16 protein-coding genes are annotated in these 22,520 nt (G+C 49.3%); 2 read left to right on the top strand and 14 right to left on the bottom strand.

All coding sequences use genetic code 11. The features are described from left to right. Window positions 1–15: 15 nt before the first annotated feature. Genes B9Y93_RS03485 through B9Y93_RS03475 form a run of 3 tightly spaced genes read right to left on the bottom strand, consistent with a single transcriptional unit; the run spans window position 16 to window position 5,931 of the window. Entirely contained in the window at window positions 16–1,254 is a 1,239-nt protein-coding gene (locus B9Y93_RS03485; RefSeq protein WP_425320327.1) for an acetyl-CoA C-acyltransferase, read from the bottom strand. Between the two features lie 21 nt (window positions 1,255–1,275). Further along, on the bottom strand, window positions 1,276–3,672 hold the full coding sequence (locus B9Y93_RS03480; protein WP_280522875.1) for a 3-hydroxyacyl-CoA dehydrogenase/enoyl-CoA hydratase family protein: 2,397 nt from the start codon (window positions 3,670–3,672) through the stop codon (window positions 1,276–1,278). Window positions 3,673–3,729: 57 nt separating this feature from the next. After that, complete coding sequence (locus B9Y93_RS03475) at window positions 3,730–5,931, bottom strand: (Fe-S)-binding protein (RefSeq protein ID WP_085492948.1); 2,202 nt, start codon at window positions 5,929–5,931, stop codon at window positions 3,730–3,732. A 227-nt stretch (window positions 5,932–6,158) separates the two neighbouring features. Here B9Y93_RS03475 and B9Y93_RS03470 point away from each other — a divergent pair, with 227 nt between their 5' ends. Further along, a complete protein-coding gene (locus B9Y93_RS03470; RefSeq protein WP_085492947.1) occupies window positions 6,159–6,962 on the top strand; it encodes an electron transfer flavoprotein subunit beta/FixA family protein in 804 nt (267 codons plus the stop codon). Between the two features lie 35 nt (window positions 6,963–6,997). Continuing rightward, window positions 6,998–7,993: an electron transfer flavoprotein subunit alpha/FixB family protein gene (locus B9Y93_RS03465; protein ID WP_085492946.1), complete on the top strand. Its 996-nt coding sequence runs from the start codon at window positions 6,998–7,000 to the stop codon at window positions 7,991–7,993. 306 nt (window positions 7,994–8,299) lie between these two features. Here B9Y93_RS03465 and B9Y93_RS03460 read toward each other — a convergent pair whose 3' ends face one another. The 11 genes from B9Y93_RS03460 to rny all read right to left on the bottom strand — a co-directional run bounded on the left by B9Y93_RS03460 (window position 8,300) and on the right by rny (window position 22,224). Continuing rightward, complete coding sequence (locus B9Y93_RS03460; RefSeq protein ID WP_085493942.1) at window positions 8,300–8,716, bottom strand: YlbF/YmcA family competence regulator; 417 nt, start codon at window positions 8,714–8,716, stop codon at window positions 8,300–8,302. A gap of 145 nt (window positions 8,717–8,861) precedes the next feature. Continuing rightward, a complete protein-coding gene (gene miaB / locus B9Y93_RS03455; RefSeq protein WP_085492945.1) occupies window positions 8,862–10,415 on the bottom strand; it encodes a tRNA (N6-isopentenyl adenosine(37)-C2)-methylthiotransferase MiaB in 1,554 nt (517 codons plus the stop codon). A 347-nt stretch (window positions 10,416–10,762) separates the two neighbouring features. Next, window positions 10,763–11,332: a phosphate propanoyltransferase gene (gene pduL, locus B9Y93_RS03450; RefSeq protein ID WP_085492944.1), complete on the bottom strand. Its 570-nt coding sequence runs from the start codon at window positions 11,330–11,332 to the stop codon at window positions 10,763–10,765. A gap of 116 nt (window positions 11,333–11,448) precedes the next feature. Further along, window positions 11,449–12,315 (bottom strand): 2-oxoacid:ferredoxin oxidoreductase subunit beta, encoded by an 867-nt coding sequence (locus B9Y93_RS03445; protein WP_085492943.1) that lies wholly within the window; start codon window positions 12,313–12,315, stop codon window positions 11,449–11,451. After that, the gene (locus B9Y93_RS03440) at window positions 12,287–14,050 is read right to left on the bottom strand and encodes a 2-oxoacid:acceptor oxidoreductase subunit alpha (protein WP_085492942.1); all 1,764 of its coding nucleotides are present in this window, start codon (window positions 14,048–14,050) and stop codon (window positions 12,287–12,289) included. The genes B9Y93_RS03445 and B9Y93_RS03440 overlap by 29 nt, the downstream gene beginning before the upstream one ends. 200 nt (window positions 14,051–14,250) lie before the next feature. Further along, window positions 14,251–15,210 carry a dipeptidase gene (locus tag B9Y93_RS03435; protein WP_085492941.1) on the bottom strand — a complete coding sequence of 320 codons (960 nt, stop codon included), beginning with the start codon at window positions 15,208–15,210 and terminating at the stop codon, window positions 14,251–14,253. A 450-nt stretch (window positions 15,211–15,660) separates the two neighbouring features. Beyond that, on the bottom strand, window positions 15,661–15,921 hold the full coding sequence (locus B9Y93_RS03430) for a stage V sporulation protein S (RefSeq protein ID WP_005550495.1): 261 nt from the start codon (window positions 15,919–15,921) through the stop codon (window positions 15,661–15,663). Window positions 15,922–16,114: 193 nt separating this feature from the next. Then, complete coding sequence (locus tag B9Y93_RS03425) at window positions 16,115–17,911, bottom strand: ABC transporter ATP-binding protein (RefSeq protein WP_085492940.1); 1,797 nt, start codon at window positions 17,909–17,911, stop codon at window positions 16,115–16,117. Then, entirely contained in the window at window positions 17,908–19,647 is a 1,740-nt protein-coding gene (locus B9Y93_RS03420) for an ABC transporter ATP-binding protein (RefSeq protein WP_085493941.1), read from the bottom strand. The genes B9Y93_RS03425 and B9Y93_RS03420 overlap by 4 nt, the downstream gene beginning before the upstream one ends. A gap of 172 nt (window positions 19,648–19,819) precedes the next feature. After that, window positions 19,820–20,614 carry a TIGR00282 family metallophosphoesterase gene (locus tag B9Y93_RS03415; RefSeq protein ID WP_085492939.1) on the bottom strand — a complete coding sequence of 265 codons (795 nt, stop codon included), beginning with the start codon at window positions 20,612–20,614 and terminating at the stop codon, window positions 19,820–19,822. Window positions 20,615–20,682: 68 nt separating this feature from the next. Continuing rightward, window positions 20,683–22,224, bottom strand: a complete 1,542-nt coding sequence (gene rny, locus B9Y93_RS03410; RefSeq protein ID WP_085492938.1) for a ribonuclease Y — start codon at window positions 22,222–22,224, stop codon at window positions 20,683–20,685. Between the last annotated feature and the right edge of the window lie 296 nt (window positions 22,225–22,520).

Raw genomic sequence — 22,520 nt, 5'->3', positions numbered from 1 at the left:
CGTTCCAACCATAGTCTATGCATGAACCTCGAATAAACCCGCGGCACCCATGCCGCCCCCTATGCACATGGAGACAATGCCAAGTCCGCCCCCACGGCGCGCTAGTTCCTGAATAAGGCTGATCGACAGCTTCGCGCCTGTGCATCCCAAGGGATGCCCCAGTGCGATAGCTCCGCCGTTGACATTCACGAGCTCCTCGTTAAGACCCAGCTCGCGAATGATAGCGATGCATTGAGAAGCAAACGCCTCATTAATCTCAAAAAGCTTGACACTCTCCAAAGATACCTCATTTTGCTTCAATAGCTTAGGTATCGCCTCAACTGGCCCGATGCCCATAATTTCAGGGGCCACACCTGCCACTGCAAACCCCTTATATGTCGCTAGCGGCTTAAGACCATATTGCTCCGCTTGCTCCCGACTCATCATCAGCACGCAGGCAGCCCCATCGCTTATTGGCGAAGCATTGCCTGCGGTGACCGTGCCATCATAGGAGAAGGATGGCTTAAGCTTCGCAAGTACGTCCATGCTTGTATCTTCACGAATGCACTCATCCTGATCAAAGCGCTTCTGAACGACATTGTATCTTCCGTCTGCGAGCTGAACCGAATGATCAGCGGCAACAGGTACAATCTCCTCTGAGAACTTCCCTCCAGCTCTTGCAGCTGCTGCCCGCTGATGGCTTCGTAAAGCAAAAGCATCCTGCTCCTCCCGCGTGATTCTAAATTGCTTGGCGACACGTTCTGCCGTGTGGCCCATGCCCATGTAAACCTCCGGCATTTCTTCAGCAATGATAGGGTGGGGAGCGATCTTAAAGCCAGTCATCGGGACATGAGACATCGTCTCCACACCGCCAGTCAGGATCACATCCGCTGCCCCTGCCTGAATCTGCTCCGCTCCATAGGCTATCGCCTGCAGACCAGATGAGCAGAAGCGATTAACCGTGACGGCGGGAACGGAGTTTGGCAAGCCGGCATACATCGCAATGATTCTCGCGACATTAAGTCCCTGCTCTCCTTCTGGCATGGCGCAACCAAAGATCACATCGTCAATTGCCTCTCGGGCCACGCTTGGTGCGCGCTGTAGTACAGCTTCGACGACTGTCCGGCCAAGATCCTCCGCTCGGGTCTCGGCTAATGAACCTCGCTTCGCTCTGCCAACTGCTGTCCGGGCCACGGCTACAATGACCGCTTCCCGCTCCATCGGTATCCTCGTTCGGCTTCGTTTTTGCTGTCCTGCTCCCTCCTGTGCACTCATGCCGAGCCCTCCTTTATCCCGTTAATTGCGTAATGGTTTGCCAGTACGCAGCATATGCTCCATGCGCTGCTGCGTCTTTTTCTCTCCACACAAGGAAAGAAAGGCTTCCCGTTCCAGATCCAGCATGCACTGCTCCGTGACCAAGGCTCCGCTTGGAGCATCTCCTCCTGCCAGCACATAGGCGAGCTTTGAAGCAATCAGCGCATCATGCGCAGAGATATATCCCGCTTCTTTCATGCTGTGTATCGCTACCGACATGGCAGCTCTGCCTTCGCGTCCTGCCACACGCATCAATGGATCATAACGGCTTCTAAAGCCTGCTTGATCCATGGCAAGCACCTGCTGCTTGGCTTCGAAGATCCGTCTTCTCGCGTCATTCAAAACCCGGTCCTGAGATCGCTTGTATCCGATTCGCTCGGTATCATGGCCGCTTGTCGAAGCTGTCGCCATCGCAATTGTCTCAAAGGTCCGCAGCATCGGCGGGGTAAGATCATCCTCTCGATGCGTGAAGCGCTGTGATTGCTGCAATACTGCTTCTTTGCAGCCTCCTCCTGCTGGTATAAGGCCTACTCCGGTCTCGACCAAGCCAAAGTATGTTTCTGGGCTGAACAATATCACATCTGCAGGAAGACATGCCTCGACGCCACCGCCTAATGTCATCTGATGCGGAGCGGCAACCACTGGCTTCGCCAGCTGCTTAAGCTTCAGCATCGATTGCTGGAACTGGCGGATGATCTCATCAATCTCATCCCACTCCTCGGCCTGCGCTTCTGCCAGAAGCAGCATCAGATTTGCCCCTACACAAAAATGCCGGCCTTCATTGGCGATTACGAGCCCGCGATAATTGTTCTCCACCTCTGCTGCGCCCCGTACAATCATGGAGAGAATGTCTTCCCCAATGGCATTATTAGGGGAGTGAAATTCCAGACAGGCTACCTCGTCGCCAAGGTCGATCAGACTTGCGCCCGCATTGTTCATAATGACCTTGCCTTCACTCTTAAGCTGCTTAAGCGAAATATGCTCGGGCACGCTGTCTATCCCGCGATATTCGCCATTTGAGATATAGAAGCGTTTCGAGCCTTCTTGCTTGTAAAAGCTCTCGTGTCCTGCTTCAAGCATCTGAAGCACAAAGGAAGGAATCGTCTCCCCTTCCTGCTGCATTTTCTCCACGGATGTCCGTACGCCTATTGCATCCCACGTCTCGAAGGGCCCTAGCTGCCAGTTGAATCCCCACTTCATCGCATTGTCGATATCCTCGATCTTCTCAGCAATGATGCCTAACTGGGAAGCGCTATACAAGAGACTTGGCTTTAAGATATTCCATGCAAACTGACCATACGCGTCACGGCCTTGAAGCAGTGCCTTGAGCTTCTCCTTCGTTCCCTTCGCACGCTTAGCCGCATCAAGTGTCGGCGATTGCACGCTTGCACGCTCCTCATAGTTCATCGAATCCGTCCGCATAGCAGCGATTTTACCTTTGCCAAGCTTCTTATAGAAGCCTTGGCCTGACTTTTCTCCGTACGCCCCTCGCTCTAGCAAAGAGTGATACCATGCAGGAAGCACAAACAACGAACGCTCTTCTTCAGGAGCATGATCCGCTAAGTTGTTGACCACATGAGAAAAGGTATCCAGTCCAACCAGATCAAGCGTTCGGAAGGTTGCACTCTTGGGCCGCCCCATAGCAGGACCTGTTACCGCATCCACCTCTTCAATGCTAAGACCAGTGCGCTCCATCTCCTGAAGCACGGTTACGATCCCATGCGTTGCGATCCGATTGCCGATAAAGTTCGGCGTATCCTTGGCAAGGACAACGCCTTTTCCTAATCTTCGCTCGCAGTACTGAACCGCGCGCTGAACAGCCTCGCTCTTCGCATACGAAGTTGGGATGACCTCTACTAGATGCATGTATCTTGGCGGATTGAAAAAATGAATGCCGACAAAGGACTGCTTGAACATGTCTTGTCTTCCTTCAGCAATAGCATTGAGCGAGATGCCGGATGTGTTGGAGCTGATTAGTGTGCCGGCTTTAATAAATGGCTCAATGCGAGCAAACACCTGCTGCTTGATATCTAAGCGCTCCGTTACGGCCTCAATGATCCAATCCACCTTCTCAAGCTTCTTCAGATCATCTTCTAGATTGCCAGGATGGATTCGCTTCGCAAACGCTTCCATGTAGAGTGGAGATGGCTTTGTCTTCTTCAATCGTTCTATGGCTTGCATGGATAATCGATTGCGAACCGCAGGGTGCTCCAAAGACCCGCCGTTCAGCCGTTCCTGATCTGTGAGTGTCTGCGGTACAATGTCGAAGAGATGACACTCTATGCCTGCATTTGCAAGATGAGCAGCTATCGCTGCGCCCATAACGCCCGAGCCAATGACGGCAGCGCTTTTTAGATCATTCCATTGTTTGTAAGACACCCCGGTCACTCCTTTTTCGAAGTTCCATCCATCCATTCATCTACATCTATCAAGCACTCAATCTCCTAGGACAGACCTTGCTACGATCTCAGCAAGATCAAGCGTCTGGACCTCAGGCCGTTCCAACTGCTTCGTGCCATCTTCCATCATCGTCAGGCAGTATGGGCAGGCGCTGCCAATGACGCTTGGCAGCACGGCCAATGCCTGCTCCACTCTAGCTACGTTCATTCTTGAGCCCTCAGTCTCTTCCATCCACATCTGTCCGCCTCCAGCCCCGCAGCACATTGCACGTTTACCGCTTCGTTCCATTTCAAGGAGGGTAAGACCCGGTACCGCCTGCAGCAGCTGCCTTGGCTCTGCCACTACATCGTTGTAACGAGCTAGATAACAAGAGTCATGCCAGACGACCTGTTCTTGGATTGAATGATTCAGATGCAGCTTTCCTTCCTTCCACAGCGACCATAGAAGCTCCGAGTGATGATAGATCATTAACGACTCAGACATGCCGTAATCGCGATATTCCTTCTTCATCGTGTGATAGGTATGCGGGCAGGCTGTGACAATGCGCTTCACGTCATATTTTTCAAACAGACGAATATTCTCCTGAGCCAGTTCCTGATACAAAAACTCATTGCCAAGACGTCTCACGGTATCGCCTGAGCTTCGCTCCTCATTGCCTAGAATGGCAAACGATACATCTGCTGCCTGCAGGAGTCGAACCAAATCGCGCATAACACGCTGGCTTCGGCGGTCGTATGACCCCATTGACCCTACAAACAGCAAATAGTCAAAATGAGGATTCTCCTTAACCGTCGGCACCTTGATCCCGTCCTGCTGCTCCCACTCTACTGCCCAATTCATTCGATCCTTGCGATTCAATCCCCACGGGTTGCCTTGGCGCTCAATATTCGTCATAGCCCGCTTCGCATCCGCAGGAAGCTCCCCTTCAGTCAGTACCAAATATCTGCGCATATCGATAATCTTATCGACATGCTCATTGCCCACAGGACACTGATCCTCGCAGTTGCGGCAGGTCGTACAGGCCCACAGCTCTGCTTCTGACATGACATCGCCGATTAGTTGAAGCTCTCTAGGATCTTTGTGCTTGCCAACCCCATGGCCAGCGTGCTTCTCTAAGGCAGCGTAATGATACCTTCCCTGCCAGCTGGCCTGCTGGCGACTCATGGTTTGACTTATCGAGCGCCCCCTCGGCGATTCTAAAGACAAGGGTTGTAATGTGGAAGACGATACATCCTCCTCATCAGGATGCCATTGATGAACGGTATAAGCTGTTGATAACGAGGGAACCCATGGAGAAGATGAAGTGATCGCAGCCCCCTTTTCCGTTAGATGGTCTCTTAGCTTCGTGATCATATGCATCGGAGACAGCCACTTGCCTGTTGCTGCTGCTGGACATACTTGTGTACAGCGGCCGCACTCCACGCAAGCGTACAGATCAACGAGCTGATTGCGGGAGAAGCCTTCAATCGCTCCAACTCCGAAGCTTTCCGCATCCTCTGCCTCAAGATCGAGCGAGTGGAGCTTGCCGATAGATTGTATTGGACGCTGGATGACGAGATTGTAGGGAGCTACGATTAAATGAAAGTGCTTAGACTGGGGAACGTAGAGCAAAAAGGCGAGCAGAATAAGAAGATGCAGCCACCAGAACAGCTTATAGCCAGCCACCAAGAGAATTGGAGGGGCATGGATGGCTGCGGCAGCCACCGCAATGATCGAGCCTGGTGAGGACACATTGCCGGTAATCACGCGCTCAAACAGCATGGTACCGATCACGCTTACCATCAAAGAGGTGATAAAAAGAATGACCACTCCTGACTTAAAGCTTCGCTTCAATCTCGGCAGCTGTTCCACATAACGGCGATACCCTGCGTACAAGATCGCAATAAGCACCAGCCACACCGTCCACTCCTGCGCAACGACAAATGTCTCGTAGTATGGCAGCGGCAGATGAGCATCTGTCAGTCCTATGAGAATAAGATCGATGGCACCAATCTGCAGGTGCAAAAATCCGTAGAACAGCAAGAGATGCATCAGCCCGCTTCGCCAATCCTTCCACAGCTTCCCTTGCGAGAAGGTTTGGAGCAGTGCTTGCTTAATGCCCTGACGGTTATCTGGTGAAGCTGCCGGTACACCAAGTTGTACATACTTGAACCTGCGCCAGACGATGATGACAAACCAATAGATGCTCACTCCAATGCATAGCAAAGACAACAGCCACTCGATCCACCTGAAGTCCATGCCGTCCCCCCTTTCAATGACCGGCTCCGATGGTACGTCCTACTGGTCCTATGATCAAGCATTGTTCTCTCTTCTAGCTGATGTATTCATAGTTTGATGAATATGATCTGGATCACGAAAAAATGCGCTTGTATTGAAATATGCCTGACAACTTCCACATATAGATGGAGTATACCGGCCTTGCGAATTGGTACTAGGACCAAACTGACATTGATTGAGGTGATGAGATGAGTCATACAAATGAATCCTTTCACATCGCAGTTCTGCTGAAGCAAACCTTCGATACCGAGGAGAAGATTGCGATCCATGAAGGGAAGATTCAAGACGAGGATGTAAAATGGGTGGTCAATCCTTACGATGAGTATGCAATTGAAGCGGCTATACAGTGGAAAGAACAGCACGGAGGCCATATTACGGTATACACGGCAGGCCCTGATCGAGCAGGTGAAGCGCTTCGCACCGCGCTTGCCATGGGCGCTGATGAGGCCGTGCATATTGAGCTTGAGGATCAGGAACTGCAAGCCGTGGATGAATGGGGCATTGCACAATGTCTCTATCACGTTCTGAAGGACCGTCAAGTCGACCTTCTATTGGCTGGCAATTTCAGCATTGATCAAGGAAGCTCTCAGACAGCCATTCGTCTGAGCACGCTGCTTCAGTGGCCTCATGCCGGTGCAATCACTAAGCTTGAGCGAGTGGATGAGACGACGGCAGCCATTGAACGCGATGCAGAAGGCGATACCGAATATGTCAACGTAAGCTTGCCCGCCCTGTTCACCTGTCAGCAAGGCTTAAACGAGCCTCGCTATCCTTCGCTTGCAGGCATTATGAAGGCAAAGAAAAAACCGGTTACGACGGTCCCTGCTTCAGAACTGCTGGCTTTGTTGGACAACACCCAGAAGACCCAGCGTGAATTGCTAGAACTCCCTCCTCCTCGAATGTCAGGTCAAATGCTTCAAGGCTCTGCGGAGGAGCAGGTACAGCAGCTTATACAGGCTTTAAGATCAAGCTCCAACGTATTTGAAGCTTAAGGAACGCTAGGATAGCAGAGAGGAGATCATCATTCATGGGACGTCATATCGCCGTTATTGCAGAGTCTAGAGGAACGGAGCTTAGGCAATCGACATTCGAAGCGCTGCAGGCAGCCGTACAGCTGGCAGAGTTTAGTGACTCGGTGAGCGTTCTCTTAATAGGAACAAATCTGGAAGCAAGACAGGAGAAGCTGCTGAAGACAGGCCTCCAGGCCTTATATGTCGTGGAGGATGAAGCTAGCACACCTTACGAGCCAGACTATGCCTTGCAAACCGTCAAGCAGTGGTACGATAACGTTAAGCCTGATGTGATCATTATGGGACATACTGCAATAGGCAAAGACTTAGCACCTATGCTCGCTGCTTCTATTGATGCTGGACAAATCTCTGATGTGATTGCTTTATCCCCTTCTCAAAAAGGCGTCTTATTCAAACGGCCAATCTATGCAGGAAAAGCATTCGAGTCTAAATCATTTGCAGAAGCCTCACCTTGGATCATCACAATACGGCCGAACAATTTTACTCCTCTTCAAGAACTTCCGGCTTCCATGCATTGCGGGTCCGCTGAACCCGTTGTAGTCAAGCTCACTCCTCCGAAGCCTTCTTTGCGTTCGGTCGTTACACGCGTTGTAGAACGGATAAGCGGCTCTATTGATCTGTCTGAAGCCAAGATCGTAGTATCTGGCGGCAGAGGCGTTAAGAGCAAGGAAGGCTTTAAGCCGCTCGAGGAGCTGGCTGAGGTGCTGCAAGGCGCTGTAGGGGCTTCGCGCGGCGCTTGCGACTCCGGCTATTGTGATTATGCGCTGCAGATCGGCCAGACAGGCAAGGTGGTTACACCCGAGATTTATTTTGCCTGCGGCATCAGCGGTGCCATCCAGCACCTAGCTGGGATGAGTCAATCCCGTACGATCATCGCCATCAATACCGATCCAGAGGCGCCTATATTCCAGATTGCAGATTATGGCATTGTTGGTGATCTCTTCGAGATTGTGCCTCTGTTGACGGCTGAGCTTCGTAAAGCATTGGCATAAAGCTTAGCGCATATTCGCAGCGCAAAGCACAGTTACTCAGGACGCAGTTGCCAAGAATTCGGTGGGCATTCGAATAATATCCGAACGCTAAAATTATCTATTGATCACCATCTCAGCCGCATACAGCCGTAAGCAAAAAACCGCCTGCTTCAATCGAAAAAGGGCATAAGGTAGACACTCTCTATCTTATGCCGCCTCTTCGAGGAAGCTGGGCGGTTCTTATTATTCAAAGCATGCTCATCTTATAAAGTGGATGAGAAGGGCCCCTCCGCTGTATGGAGTGAAGCCAGCTTGCTCATCAAGCAGCTATTCGCTGCAATTGTCCGGCGCTGCAGCTTCAGCGCCCTCCACCGTAATCTTGTCCGCTACAGAATCGCGAATAACGGACATCACAAGCTGGAGCAAGTAATTGACATCGGTCTGGCTTTGCTGGAATTGCACCACAAGCGGTATGGCATCAAGCTCATCTTGCAGCGCTTCGATCTCAGCTTCGATCTTCTTCACCATCTCTTGGTTGCGGAATGATTCGAAGGCTACGATCTCCTTCTGCTTCTTCTTCATCGATGCAATAAGCTCCTGCACTCGATTATGCTCTTGAATCAGCTTCTCTGCCTGCTGGTACTGCACGACTTCCTCTGTCGTACAGATCATTTCTGCAAGCTGCTTGGCCTTGCCCATAATATCTTCACGGACAAGCAAGTCGCGTGTATTGAACGAAGGCATGACATATGCTTCTTGATCTTGCGTATTCCCTGCCTGCGGTTCTTCTGTAGGCTTAGTCAATGAATATCTCCCCTATCATCATTCAATCTGCTTTATTGGATAAATGTACCATGCAGTCTTATTGTAACGGATATTCATGGAAATTTTAAGAACTCTTTTGCATCGGTTCTGTGACAAGCTCCCCAGAAATGTAATAGGACTTAAAGTCCGTTACCTTAACATGTACAAACTGTCCGATCAGCTCCTGTGAACCTTGGAAGTGGACGAGCTTATTGCCTCTTGTGCGTCCGGAGAGCACCGCTGCATTATTTTTACTCTGCCCTTCCACAAGAACTTCGAGGGTCTTCCCGATCATCTGTTCATTAAAGGATCTGCTCATCTCGCCAAGCACTTCGTTGAGGCGGTAGAGACGCTCCTTCTTCACTTCCAACGGTACATTGTCTTCCATTCCTGCTGCCGGCGTCCCTTCACGCGGGGAGTAAATAAACGTATAGGCTTGATCATAGCCGACTTGCTTCACAAGAGACATCGTCTCCTCAAACTGCTCGTCCGTTTCTCCAGGGAATCCCACGATAATGTCTGTTGTCAGCACGGCATGTGGAATCGCTGCCTTGATCTTTCTCACAAGCTCCAGATAACGCTCACGATCATACTTTCGGCTCATGCGCTTCAGTACTTCAGTGCTGCCGGATTGAACAGGCAGATGAATATGTTCCACCAAATTGCCGCCCTTCGCCAGCACTTCGATGAGATGATCGTCGAAATCCCTAGGATGAGATGTCGTAAAGCGAATTCGCGGAATATCAATCTTGTGCAGGTCATCCATGAGGTCGCCAAAGCGATACTCGCGGTCTTCGAAGTCTTTGCCGTACGCGTTCACGTTCTGCCCTAGCAGCGTAATCTCCTTGTAGCCCTGACGCGCCAGCTCACGAACCTCTTCGATGACATCCTCTGGACGGCGACTGCGCTCCTTGCCGCGTGTGTATGGCACAATGCAATAGGTGCAGAACTTGTCGCAGCCATACATAATGTTGACCCAGCCGCGCATGCCGCCCCGCTTCTTCGGAAGATTCTCGATGATGTCCCCTTCCTTCGACCATACATCCACGACCATCTCTTTGTTGAACAGCGCATCGCGAACCAGATAAGGCAGTCGATGAATGTTGTGCGTTCCGAAGATGATGTCAACAAACTGATGCTTTTGCATAATCCGACTCACCACGTTCTCTTCTTGAGACATGCAGCCGCATACCCCAAGCAGCAGCTCGGGCTTTTCTAGTTTTAATGTTTTTAGATGCCCCAGCTCGCCGAACACCTTGTCTTCTGCATTCTCCCGAATCGCACATGTGTTCAGCAATATGATATCCGCCAGCATACGGTCTTCCGTCTTCTTGTAGCCCATCTCTTCAAGCATGCCGCTCATCGTCTCGGAATCATGCTCATTCATCTGACAGCCGAACGTATAAATGATATAGTGCTTGCCTGCGCCAAGCTGACGCATCTCCTCCGGCACGGCATCTGCGTAGTGCACCTCAATGCTTTCTTTTCCGCGTTTTTTTCCTTCTTTTTGGCTTGGCTCAGATTTGATATAAATTTCACGCCCGGTAATGCGTATCTTTTTGCCATGCTCATCCTCAGATATCACCTTGGCATTTGAGAAATCAAAGTACTTGGAGTAATCTTTGGACTCCTTGCTCATATGCTGGTCACTCCTTCTAATATCCTCCATTATAGGAACCCTTTATAGGTCTATCTTTTTCTCAGAGTACAATAAATTATATCATTCTTAACCGAAACATTCCAAGATATAGGACAGTTTTTAAGAAAGCGCTGCAGTAAATCGGACCATTTGGCGCTTTGCTATACTACCACCTTCACTGCTAAATGCCGGGCTTATATGGTTTTAGGCATCTGATCGCTTCGTCATGCAAGCTATAAGCTTGCCATACACGACAGCACGTCCTCTCTCTTCCAAGGTAAGCAAACAACAAAAAAAGCCCCTCCAATTGGAAGAGCCTTTTATGTTCTAGCCTATGTGTTTGACCATTATTCCACGATCTCAGCCGTATCGCCGTTCTTCACACCTGCTGCATTCGCTTCATCGGTATCGATATGCATGTCCAGTGCAAAGTTAGGAGATACACGAGCAATAACATTTTCAAATACAACGCCGCGCTCGCCGCCAACACGTACACGCAGCTTCGCTTTGTCTTGAATGTTCCATTTCTCAGCATCAGAAGTATGGAAGTGAATATGACGTGCTGCTACGATTACACCTTGCTCTAATTCCACTTCTCCATTAGGACCAACAAGCTTAACGCCAGGAGTATCTTCGATATTGCCTGATTCGCGTACTGGAGGCTTCAAGCCAAGCGAGAATGCATCCGTACGGGATACTTCCAATTGGGAAGCAGGACGAGCTGGGCCAAGGATACGAACGGTTTTAAAGGAGCCTTTTGGTCCGATTACTTCAACCGTCTCATTGGCAGCGAATTGTCCAGGCTGGGATAATGCTTTGAATTCAGTCAATTGGTATCCTGCGCCAAACAACACCTCGATGTGCTCTTGCGTCAAGTGAATATGGCGTCCAGATACGCCGACAGGTACAGTTTTCATGTTTCTTCCACCTCTCGATTATCTCTCTCTTGTTGCAGTACCAACCATTATTATACTACTAAAATAAACAAGGCATACGTCACTTGACGCATGCCTTTTCAACAATTATATGAAAATTATTTGAACTCTTTCAGCAAACCTTCAAATGCTTCTTCCGATATTTTCAAATTCTGTTGAGCGAGCGGCTCCGAACGGAAGCCGACGATCTGATTTTCATATGACTTGCGGCTTGAATCCTGATATATCAGCCCTGTAATCATGCCATTGGTCTCCATCAGCTTCGTCATCGCCTGAATGCGATTGCTCGGATCGTAGCCTTCAACAGTATTCAGATTCACAATGTTTTCCTTGAACCAATCATACGTATTAATCTTGTTGAAGGTAACACATGGACTGAATACGTTGATAAGGGAGAATCCCTCATGCTGTATGCCCTGCTCGATCAAGGCAGTCAACTGCTTCAGATCGCTTGAGAAGGATTGTGCGACAAAAGTAGCGCCAGAGGCTAACGCAATCTCTAGCGGTGCCAGCGTAGATTCAATGGACCCTTCAGGAGTGCTCTTCGTCTTGAAGCCTACAGCGCTTCGAGGCGAGGTCTGGCCTTTTGTCAATCCGTAGATTTGGTTATCCATGACGATATACGTCATATTGATATTGCGTCTTATCGCATGCACGGTGTGCCCCATGCCAATTGCGAAGCCGTCTCCGTCGCCGCCTGACGCAATGACCGTCAGATCACGGTTAGCAAGCTTAACACCTTGTGCGATCGGCAGCGCGCGTCCGTGAATGCCGTGAAAGCCATAAGCGTTAACATACCCGGAGATGCGTCCTGAGCAGCCAATTCCAGAGATGACCGCAAGATTCTCAGGTGTAAGCCCAACATTAGCAGCAGCACGCTGTATGGCCGCTTGTACGGAGAAGTCTCCACAACCTGGGCACCAGTTAGGCTTTACATTATTGCGGAACTCTTTGAAGGTTGCCATTCAAGACCAACTCCTTGCTTTTGGAATAAACTTCTTGCGGCAGGAACGGCGTGCCGTCATACTTGGTCATGCTCGTAAGCTTGCTGCGGCAATCCACATTCAGCTTCAATTGATCCGCAAGTTGTCCTGTTGCATTGTTCTCCAGCACAATAATCTGCTTCGCCCGCTCCGTATATCGCTTCACCTGTGCTGTAGGGAAAGGATGAATCTGACGAATAGTCAGGTGATTCGTCTTCCATCCCTCTTGTTCAAGCTTAATACGCGCTTGGTCAATGGTGCCCCCTGTTGAGCCCATGCCGATAATAAGCACATCAGGCTCTTCATATGGTGCGTCAGCTACCACAGCCTTGCGAATCTCAAGCGACTTTAGCTTGCCAAGGCGCTTATCCATCATCCGCTGGCGGTTGATTGCACTCTCGGATGGACGACCCACCTCATCATGCTCAACACCTGTTACATGGTGAAGGCCGCCCTTTTCTCCTGGCAGCACGCGCGGCGAGATTCCATTCTCCGTGAATTCATAGCGTTTGAACTGGCCATGCGTCTCCAGTTCAGGGACATCGCGAACGAGACGTCCGCGGTCAATCACAATCCGATCATAATCAAGCACCGCGCAGGATTGCTTCCCAAGCGACAGCTGAAGATCTGTCATCACGATTACCGGACATTGATATTTCTCCGCCAAGTTGAAGGCTTCGATCATGTCATAGAAGCAGTCTTCGATGGAGCTAGGCGCTATCACGATCTTTGGAATCTCACCATGTGTGCCGTACACCATCGCGTTCAGGTCACTTTGCTCTTGCTTCGTCGGCAATCCAGTCGATGGGCCTCCGCGCTGAGTATCCACAATGACAAGCGGGGTCTCCGTCATCCCAGCTAGACCAATGGCCTCCATCATGAGGGATAATCCTGGTCCAGCAGAAGCAGTCATAGCCCGTACACCCGCATAATTCGAGCCGATCGCCATCGTTGCCGCTGCGATCTCGTCTTCAGTCTGCACCACGGTGCCGCCGAATTTAGGGAGCTGCTTAATGAGATACTCCATAATCTCAGAAGCAGGTGTAATCGGATAGGCAGACATAATTCTACAGCCTGCTGTCAGCGCTCCTAGCGCCATCGCATCATTTCCGATCATAAACAGCTTCTGCACACCATCTGCGGGCTCCAATTGGAACGCGCTTAATGGACCACCCGCCTGTTCCAGCACGAACTGAGAACCGCGGCGGACTGCCTCGATATTCTTCTCTACCACGATAGCGCCTTTGCGGCCATACTCTTCTTCAACCGCTTTATTGAATACTTCCAGCGGAAGACCGAGCAGAGCCCAGGAAGCGCCGGAAGCAACCATATTCTTGTACAGCGAAGTGCCAAGCTCCTCTGCAATCGCCGTGATCGGCACAGCAAAGAGCTGCACGTTCAATCCTTCCGGAACGGCAGGCTTAAACTTAGCGTCCGCAACAATAACGCCCCCGCTTCTGAGCTCGTGAGCATTGAGATCAATGCTCTCTTGGTCAAAAGCGACCAATATATCCAAATCATCAGAGATCGCACGAATCGGAGCGGTGCTGATTCGAATCTTGTTGTTCGTATGTCCGCCCTTAATCCGCGACGAAAAATGCCGATAGCCATATAAGTAATAGCCTAATCTGTTCAGCGCTGTAGAGAAAATACGATCCGTACTCTCTACACCTTCCCCTTGCTGTCCCCCAATTTTCCAAGACAATTGATTTATCAAGCTCGCCCACTCCTTTAAATGACTCCGCAAGTCCCTCATCACTAGAGACATCCACCCATGATTGGATTCCGTAAGAATGGTAACCATCCTTTGAGTCACATTCATTCTATGACCAGTACTTGGAAAAAGCAAGCGTTTTAGCAGAAGCGCTTAATAGAATCTTTAGATGGGTTTCATACCAAACCGAGATGAATAACCGACTATTCCGCTCGGCTAGGAAGATTTTGAGACAAGAAGCGATAGGCATTGCCGTGCGCGATATCTTGGACGAAGGCTTGGCCGTATCTTTTCTCCAGCACTTCTAATAAGGCAGGATGCTGCCCCGCATGCTCCAATCCTTGGATCTTTTTATCAATGCCGTCAAAATCAGAGCCAAGCATCACATGCTTGTTGCCGCCAAGATTCACAATATGATCGATATGCTTCACGAGATCGTCAATCGTGACTTCTTCCTTATCAGCGACAAAGTAAGGCACATATGTAATGCCGATTCGGCCATCGCGCGCAATGATTGCTTTGATCTGTTCATCCGAGAGGTTGCGCGGATGGTCGAATATCGCTTTGGCATTGGAATGCGAAGCAATCAATGGACGATCGGACAGCTCAAGCAGCTCCCAGAACGCCGCTTCATTCAAGTGACTCACATCAAGCGTCATGCCAAGCCGTTCGCATTCCTTGATTAATTGCTTGCCTGTCTCTGTAAAGCCTGCTTGGCGCGGCTCAAGTGTTCCGTCTACCGCCCAATTGGAGTGATTCCAAGTTAGACCGATGAATCTCACACCCAAATGAAACAGCGTGCGCAGATAGACAAGGTCGCCCTCTAGAGCATCCACACCCTCAAGCGACAGAATCGTATTGATCCGATCCTGCTGATTCACCGCATCAGCCAGTTCCTCTCGCCACTTGAGCGCACGAATCTCCGGATGATTAAGCATATGCTCATGGTACACATCAATCATGCGAACAAGCTGTGAGAAGCGCGGCGGACCTGTCACCAAGCTTGGCTCTACAAACAAAGCCAGTACTTGAAGTCCCACATTCCCCTCAATCAACTTTGGAAGGGTAATATCTCTTGATTCATGCTGAGCTAGATCTACTTCTCCCGTATAAAGCATCTTGTACAAGACATCACAGTGAAAATCAATAACGCGTTGACTCATGATCATTACTCCTCTTCTTGTTGTCCTTCTTGAAGTCTCTTGCTCATGGCCTTTTTATCCATACGTCCTTCAAGACTGCTTCCATTGTAACATTTCTAATGTCTGTATACGCTTGTCCGGCACATAAATGGACACCCTCATGCTTCATACAGGTGGCCACTATGATCAATAATGGTATGACGTCTGCTCCTGTTGTTCGGATGAAACAGCGCTTGACGCTATCCAAGTGTGCAGCTCAAGCAAATTGTGTGTGCATTCACTGACTGTTAGCTGCTGCACTATTACACGGGTCTTACAGGATATACAGTAAGATCCGCACCCATCAATAAGAATCCATCTCATCAACCTCAATTGGACAAATTCTTATATGGTAACAAAAAACCTGCTTACATGAATTGTCGTAAACAGGCTGAACCTACAAACCAGACTTTCCTTTGCACGCATGCGGCGTTATCTCGGCTCTACAATCAGCTTAATTGCCGTACGATCCTCTCCATCGATCACAATATCGGTGAATGCGGGTACACATATCAAGTCTACGCCACTCGGTGCGACGAAGCCTCGAGCTATGGCAACCGCTTTGATGGCTTGGTTGAGAGCACCTGCCCCGATCGCTTGCAACTCGGCTGCACCCCGCTCACGCAACACCCCTGCCAATGCACCAGCTACCGAATTGGGATTGGATTTTGCTGAAACCTTTAATACCTCCATGGATAGACCTCCTCGGGAATGATGGTGAGACCCCATTATTACAACATATTCATGAAGCTCTCAAACATTCCAGTCCACTATTCATTTGAATGCGAGGGAAACAACCTCTTCTTAGACTCGGTTCTATCGCCCCTGTCTATCCTATGCAGGCAATGTTCAATATAGGAGAATCCGCGAACACCTTTTTTTAGCCTTAGACGCTTACTTGTCTGGAATGTTGAATAAGATCCGCATAGATGCCTCCCTGTTCCAGCAGTTCTCCATGGTTGCCCTGCTCCGCCACTTTGCCTGCCTGCATGACGATAATGCGGTCCGCTTCTTGGATCGTGGAGAGACGATGGGCGATAACCAGCGTCGTACGTCCTTCTGCTACAACCTGCAGAGCCCGTTGGATCAATCGCTCCGTATGAGAATCAAGATGAGCTGTCGCTTCATCCAGGATCAAGATCTTGGGCTCAAAGACGAGAATGCGTGCAAAAGATATCAATTGCCGCTCCCCGGCAGACAGCCCGCTTCCCCGCTCGGATAAGCGCGTATCATAGTCATGCTTGAGACGCTTGATCATGTGATGAGCACCAACTGACTTGCATGCCCAGATTACCTGCTCAGCTGAAATATGCTCTTGAAACAGCCGCACATTATCCATAATCGTCCCTGAATACAAGAACGGCTCCTGCTGAACAAGCCCTACGATGCGATGAAGTGTTTCTTGCGGCATCTCTCGGATATCCACACCGTCAATCGTGACGCTTCCTCGCTTCACATCATAGAATCTTGCTAGGAGATTGACTAGCGAGCTCTTGCCGGCTCCAGTCGTTCCTACGATGCCAATAAATTCGCCCGGACGAATATGGAGATCCAGATCATGCAGCACATCCTCATTATCGAGATAAGCAAAACGAATTCGGTTAAAGTCTACTTTCCCTTTAATTTCGTCTATTGACTTATGCACCGCTTCCTCTGGCTCGGGATCTTGCACATCTGGTTCAGATCGGAAGATTCTCCACAAGCGGTCCATGGATACAAGCGTAGACTGCAGCGTATTCCATTGCTGCGTAATCTGGTTGATTGGCTGAAAAAATTGACGAATGTAATTAATAAATGCATATAACACGCCGAATTCCAGTGCCTTATCCAACACTGCCATGCCGCCAATCCATACGACAAAAGCAACGGATAAGTTGCCTAATATGTCAAAGGAGCGGTTGAATAAAATACTCGTTCGAACCTCTCGCAGATTTTCTTTCAGGAATCGCTTATTCTGATCGGTGAACCGCTTCGTCTGCTCCTCCTCTTGATGGAAGGATTGAATAAGGCTCATGCCAGCCAAGTTCTCTGCCAAGAATCCGATTAGCTTCGACAGTTCACCTCTTGCTCGCTGATAAGCTGATCTTAGCAGCTTTCGAAAGGCAATGGCGATCAGGAAAATAACCGGGAAGAGAAGCAAGCAGTACATCGCCAGCTTGGCATCCAAAGAGAACATAAAGCAGACAACCAATATAATGGACAACCCGTCTCGCACAAGGCTTAGCAGCACCTGTGTAAAAAATTGATTGATCGTTTCTGTATCGCTTGACTCATTCGTTACGAGACTGCCAATGGAATTGCGATCAAAGAAGGACATCGATTGCCTGGCAATATGCTTGAACAAATCTTTGCGAAGCTGGCCCACGATGCTCTGGCCAACCTTTTGCAGTAAATTTGCCTGAATATAAGAAAACACAAAGCTTAATGCAGCAAGCAGCAGGTAACATAATCCAATTTTGATTACATTCTCAATTCCATGTGCTCCAGTCAGCATCTTGTCGTCAATGGCGATCTTAACGAGATAAGGCTGAAGCAGATCGGCAGCAATCGCGAAGAAAGTACAGAAAAACACGAGCATGAATGTGCGCCGATGCGGCTTGGCATAACTAAGCATGGATTTGAAAGCAAGCTTGCGGTCCTTAGGAGATACATCATAAGCACTTTGCAAATTGGAACTGCTCATTCGAAAATCCCCTCCTCTTGGATCGCATAGAGCGACGCATAATAGCCCTTTTTCCTGAGCAGCTCATCATGGGTCCCCCGTTCGATGATCTGGCCTTCATCCAGCACTACAATCTCATCAGCATGTCGTACCGCGCTAATCCGGTGCGCAATGCAGATCGTGGTCTTGCCCTGCCGCACTTCCCTGACATTGCGCAGAATATTCGTCTCTGTCACGACATCGACAGCACTCACGCTGTCATCCATCACCATAATCGGCGCATCCTTAATCAAGCCCCTTGCAAGACTTGTACGCTGACGCTGCCCGCCAGACAATGTCAACCCGCGTTCACCAAGCTTCGTCTGGAACCCGTGGGAGAAACCCGCCACATGATCATAGAGCTCTGCAAGCTTCGCAGCATCCTCTACCCGATCATCCCCAACAGCTCGATTGGAGAACGCGATATTGTCTCTTATCGTCGTACTGAATAAGAACCCATCCTGCGGCACATAGGCTATCTGGCTGCGAAGACTATCCAAAGTCAGTGCTCGAATATCAACTCCACCTATATAGATTGCATGCTCTGGAGGATCGTACACCCTGAGCAGGAGCTTCATTAGCGTCGTCTTTCCGCTTCCGGTCTTCCCAACAATCCCCAGCGTTGTGCCCTCTTCTACAGTAATATTGATTTGTGACAGCGCAGGACGAGCTGCATTCGGATAAGAATAGGTCAAATTGCGAATCTCGATGGATCCCTCATGCTTGTTAAGCTCTATTGCGCCCTCCAGCTCCTGAATATCTGGTTCCTCCGATAATACTCTATGGAGGCGATCAAGCGATGCTCTTGAACGAAGCAGCGTATTAATGACATTGCCAATCTGCTGCAGCGGCGTCATAAGCATTCTCAAGTACAATGTCAGCGTAACGAAATTCCCAAGAGAGAGCTCGCCTCGGATAGACATCATCCCTCCATACGTGATCGCGATAACAAGGGAAAGCGCCCCTGCGAACGGAATCAATGCCTGAAACAGCGATGTCATCCGTACAAGCCTGAGCTGATTGTCTCGAATCTGGTCAACGGTGCGTCCAAAGCGCGCTTCCACAACATCCTCGACAGCAAATGTCTTGGTAACCTTAATACCGCCAAATTGCTCCTCTGCCGACTCGGTCATTGCAGCAAGCGAATCCTGAACCGCGCGCGATCGCAAGCGGATGCGCGGGCCGAAGTAAATCACGAATAATGGTATCGATAACAGAGGGAGAGCGCATGCCCATACAAGATGCAGTGGGATATGGCTAAGCATCATCACCATGACAGAGAGAAGCAGAATGGTAGCATTCGTCATCTGATTCACACCATTAGCAATCGTCTCGCGAACAGAGGTAACATCATTCATGAAGGTGCTCAGCATCTTCCCTGTTCCGTTCCTAGCAAAGTAATGCTCACTTAGCTTCGTAAATTGGCTGAACAGCTTCTGTCTTGTATTAAACTCAAATCGGCGTCCTAATCGATGATTCGTGTATTGCCCAAGACCAAACAAGACCCCGTAGCCAACACCAATCGCCATCAGCCACGAGCTGTAATGAATCACACCTTCTTTCGTCAGACCATGCTGCTCTAGCTCATCCGTAAATTGGCCCAATAAACTCGGGTAAAAGGAATGAATCACATTCGCTGATGCTATAAAAAAGACAGCGATTAGATAAAAAGACAAATGTGAACGAATATGGCCTGACAGCAGCGATCGAACCTTCATACCTATCATCACATCCTGTATGTATATGTATCTTGTATCATAAATCATGCTGGAATATCCTTCAATCCAAAAAGCATGTGCATTTCCCCGAATAAGATAAAAAGGCGATGAAATGCTTCATCGCCTGCTGATCATCTGCTTATATAAACCATATGCTTCATGCGTGTCCAACTTAACTCATGAGCAAATCTTCTTCGGTTAAGCGAATCTTCTGAATTCGATTCGCCTTGCCTGTCGCATCGTCAATATCGACGACAATCGCATGGAAATGCCAATTGCCTTCATCGACTTGAAACCGTACAGGAAGCTGTGTCTTGAATTTGCGAAGCACAGCTTCACGTTCCATGCCAAGAACCCCTTCCTTGGAGCCGACCATGCCGCAATCAGTCAAATAAGCAGTGCCTTCTGGCAAGATGACATCATCATTGGTTTGAACATGCGTATGTGTTCCTACAACGACTGACGCACGTCCGTCCAAATGCCAGCCCATTGCAATTTTCTCGGACGTTGCTTCAGCATGAAAATCGACAAGCACGGGCTTGCGCTTCTTGCCGACCTTCTCTAGAATCTCATCTACCTTGCGGAAAGGACAGTCAATAGCAGGCAGGAAGGTGCGCCCCTGCACATTAATGATGACAAGTTCCTTCCCATTTGCCTTGATGGTAGTATAGCCAAGTCCAGGCGTCCCCTCAGGGAAATTTGCTGGTCGAACCACTCGTTTCTCATCATCAATCCATTCAAAGATATCTTTATTGTCCCATGTGTGGTTTCCCATTGTAAACCCATGGACACCTAGATCCAAGAATTCCTTGATGATCGCAGAAGTTACCCCTCTGCCTCCCGCTGCATTCTCTGCATTCGCGATAATGATATGCGGTTGATGACGCTCTTTTAAGAATGGAAGCACCCTCTTCACGGCCTTGCGCCCCGTGTTTCCGACAATATCTCCAATAAATAGCAGCTTCAACGCGTAATGCCCCCTTACAAAATGGAGAAGTGGCCGGTAAGGGCCACTTCTCGTGTCGTTCTATTCCATTATTTGGCGTATTCAACAGCTCTTGTCTCACGAAGCACCGTGACTTTAATATGTCCCGGATAATCAAGCTCGCTCTCAATCTTCTTCGAGATTTCGCGAGCCAAACGATAAGCTTCACTATCATCGATCTTCTCAGGCTGTACCATTACGCGTACCTCGCGGCCTGCTTGAATGGCGTATGACTTCTCGACACCCTCGAAGGACTCCGAGATATCTTCAAGCTTCTCAAGGCGCTTGATGTAAGTCTCAAGTGTCTCGCGTCTTGCGCCTGGACGAGCAGCTGACAAGGCATCCGCGGCACCAACGAGCATCGCGATAACTGAAGTTGCTTCGCAATCACCATGATGAGATGCAATACTGTTAATGACAACTGGATGTTCTTTATACTTTTTCGCCAATTCAACACCGATCTCAACGTGGGAACCTTCCACCTCGTGATCCAATGCTTTACCAATATCATGCAGCAATCCTGCACGCTTGGCTAATGTAACATCTTCGCCAAGCTCTCCAGCCATCAATCCCGCCAAATAAGCAACCTCCATAGAATGCTTCAACACATTCTGGCCGTAGCTTGTACGGAACTTCAGGCGTCCAAGAATCTTAATCAGATCCGGATGCAGACCGTGAACTCCAACCTCGAAGGTTGCCTGCTCACCATATTCACGAATGCGTTCATCCACTTCCTTACGGGACTTCTCGACCATCTCCTCGATGCGAGCTGGATGAATGCGGCCATCCGCAACCAGCTTCTCAAGGGAAGTACGAGCGATCTCGCGTCGAATCGGATCAAAGCCTGACAATATAACAGCTTCCGGTGTATCGTCAATGATGAGATCGATACCTGTTAATGTCTCTAATGCGCGAATATTGCGGCCCTCGCGTCCAATAATTCTACCCTTCATCTCTTCATTAGGCAGTGCAACAACGGAAACGGTTGTCTCCGCGACATGGTCTGCTGCACAGCGCTGAATAGCAAGAGAGATAATATTGCGCGAACGCTTGTCTGCTTCTTCACGTGCTTGGGTCTCAATGTCCTTAATCAATTGGGCTGTTTCATGACGTACTTCCTGCTCGACATTCGTCAAAATAATCTGACGCGCATCCTCCATTGTGAGGTTTGAGATGCGTTCAAGCTCCAACAATTCCTGTTGGTGAAGGCGTTCAATCTCAGCTTGTGTCTCTTCAATTCGTTTCTCTTTGTTCGACAGTTGTTCTTCCTTACGCTCAAGCGAATCTAACTTCTTGTCCAACGACTCTTCTTTCTGTAGAACGCGACGCTCCAGTCGTTGAATCTCGTTCCGGCGTTCACGGACATCTTTCTCCGCGTCTGTACGAAGTTTATGGATTTCGTCTTTTGCTTCCAGCACTGTTTCTTTCTTCAGTGCCTCCGCTTCTTTACGAGCGCTCTCCACAATTTGCTCCGCAGCATGCTCAGCACTCGTTATTTTCGCTTCTGCCAGCGATTTGCGAATCAAGTATCCGATTCCAAATCCCAAGAACAATGCAATCACAACGAGAACGATTCCGAGCCAAATATCCATCTGCCTCACCTCCCGTTGTTCCCTCTATAAATAGAGAGAATATTGTTCTTTTTGTTTTTTGTTCAAGTTTTGTTTACGATTAACGATCGAGTGGCTCGACCGCACTACATGGTTGCATGTCCACACATGCCAGGATGTCACTCTGCGTGACGACGAAGAAAATTCATTGGCGAAATGAATCAGGTGAAATCAATTTCTGGAAGAGAAATTAATCTCGTGAAAATAAAGATACATGTTCATTTTAGTATTTATGAAAAGAAATTGTCAAGCAATCTTCCCATCACCTGACATCTTCC

The organism is Paenibacillus aquistagni (assembly GCF_900177815.1).
Taxonomy (GTDB): domain Bacteria; phylum Bacillota; class Bacilli; order Paenibacillales; family Paenibacillaceae; genus Paenibacillus_B; species Paenibacillus_B aquistagni.
This window is presented reverse-complemented; position numbering and strand designations above follow the sequence as displayed.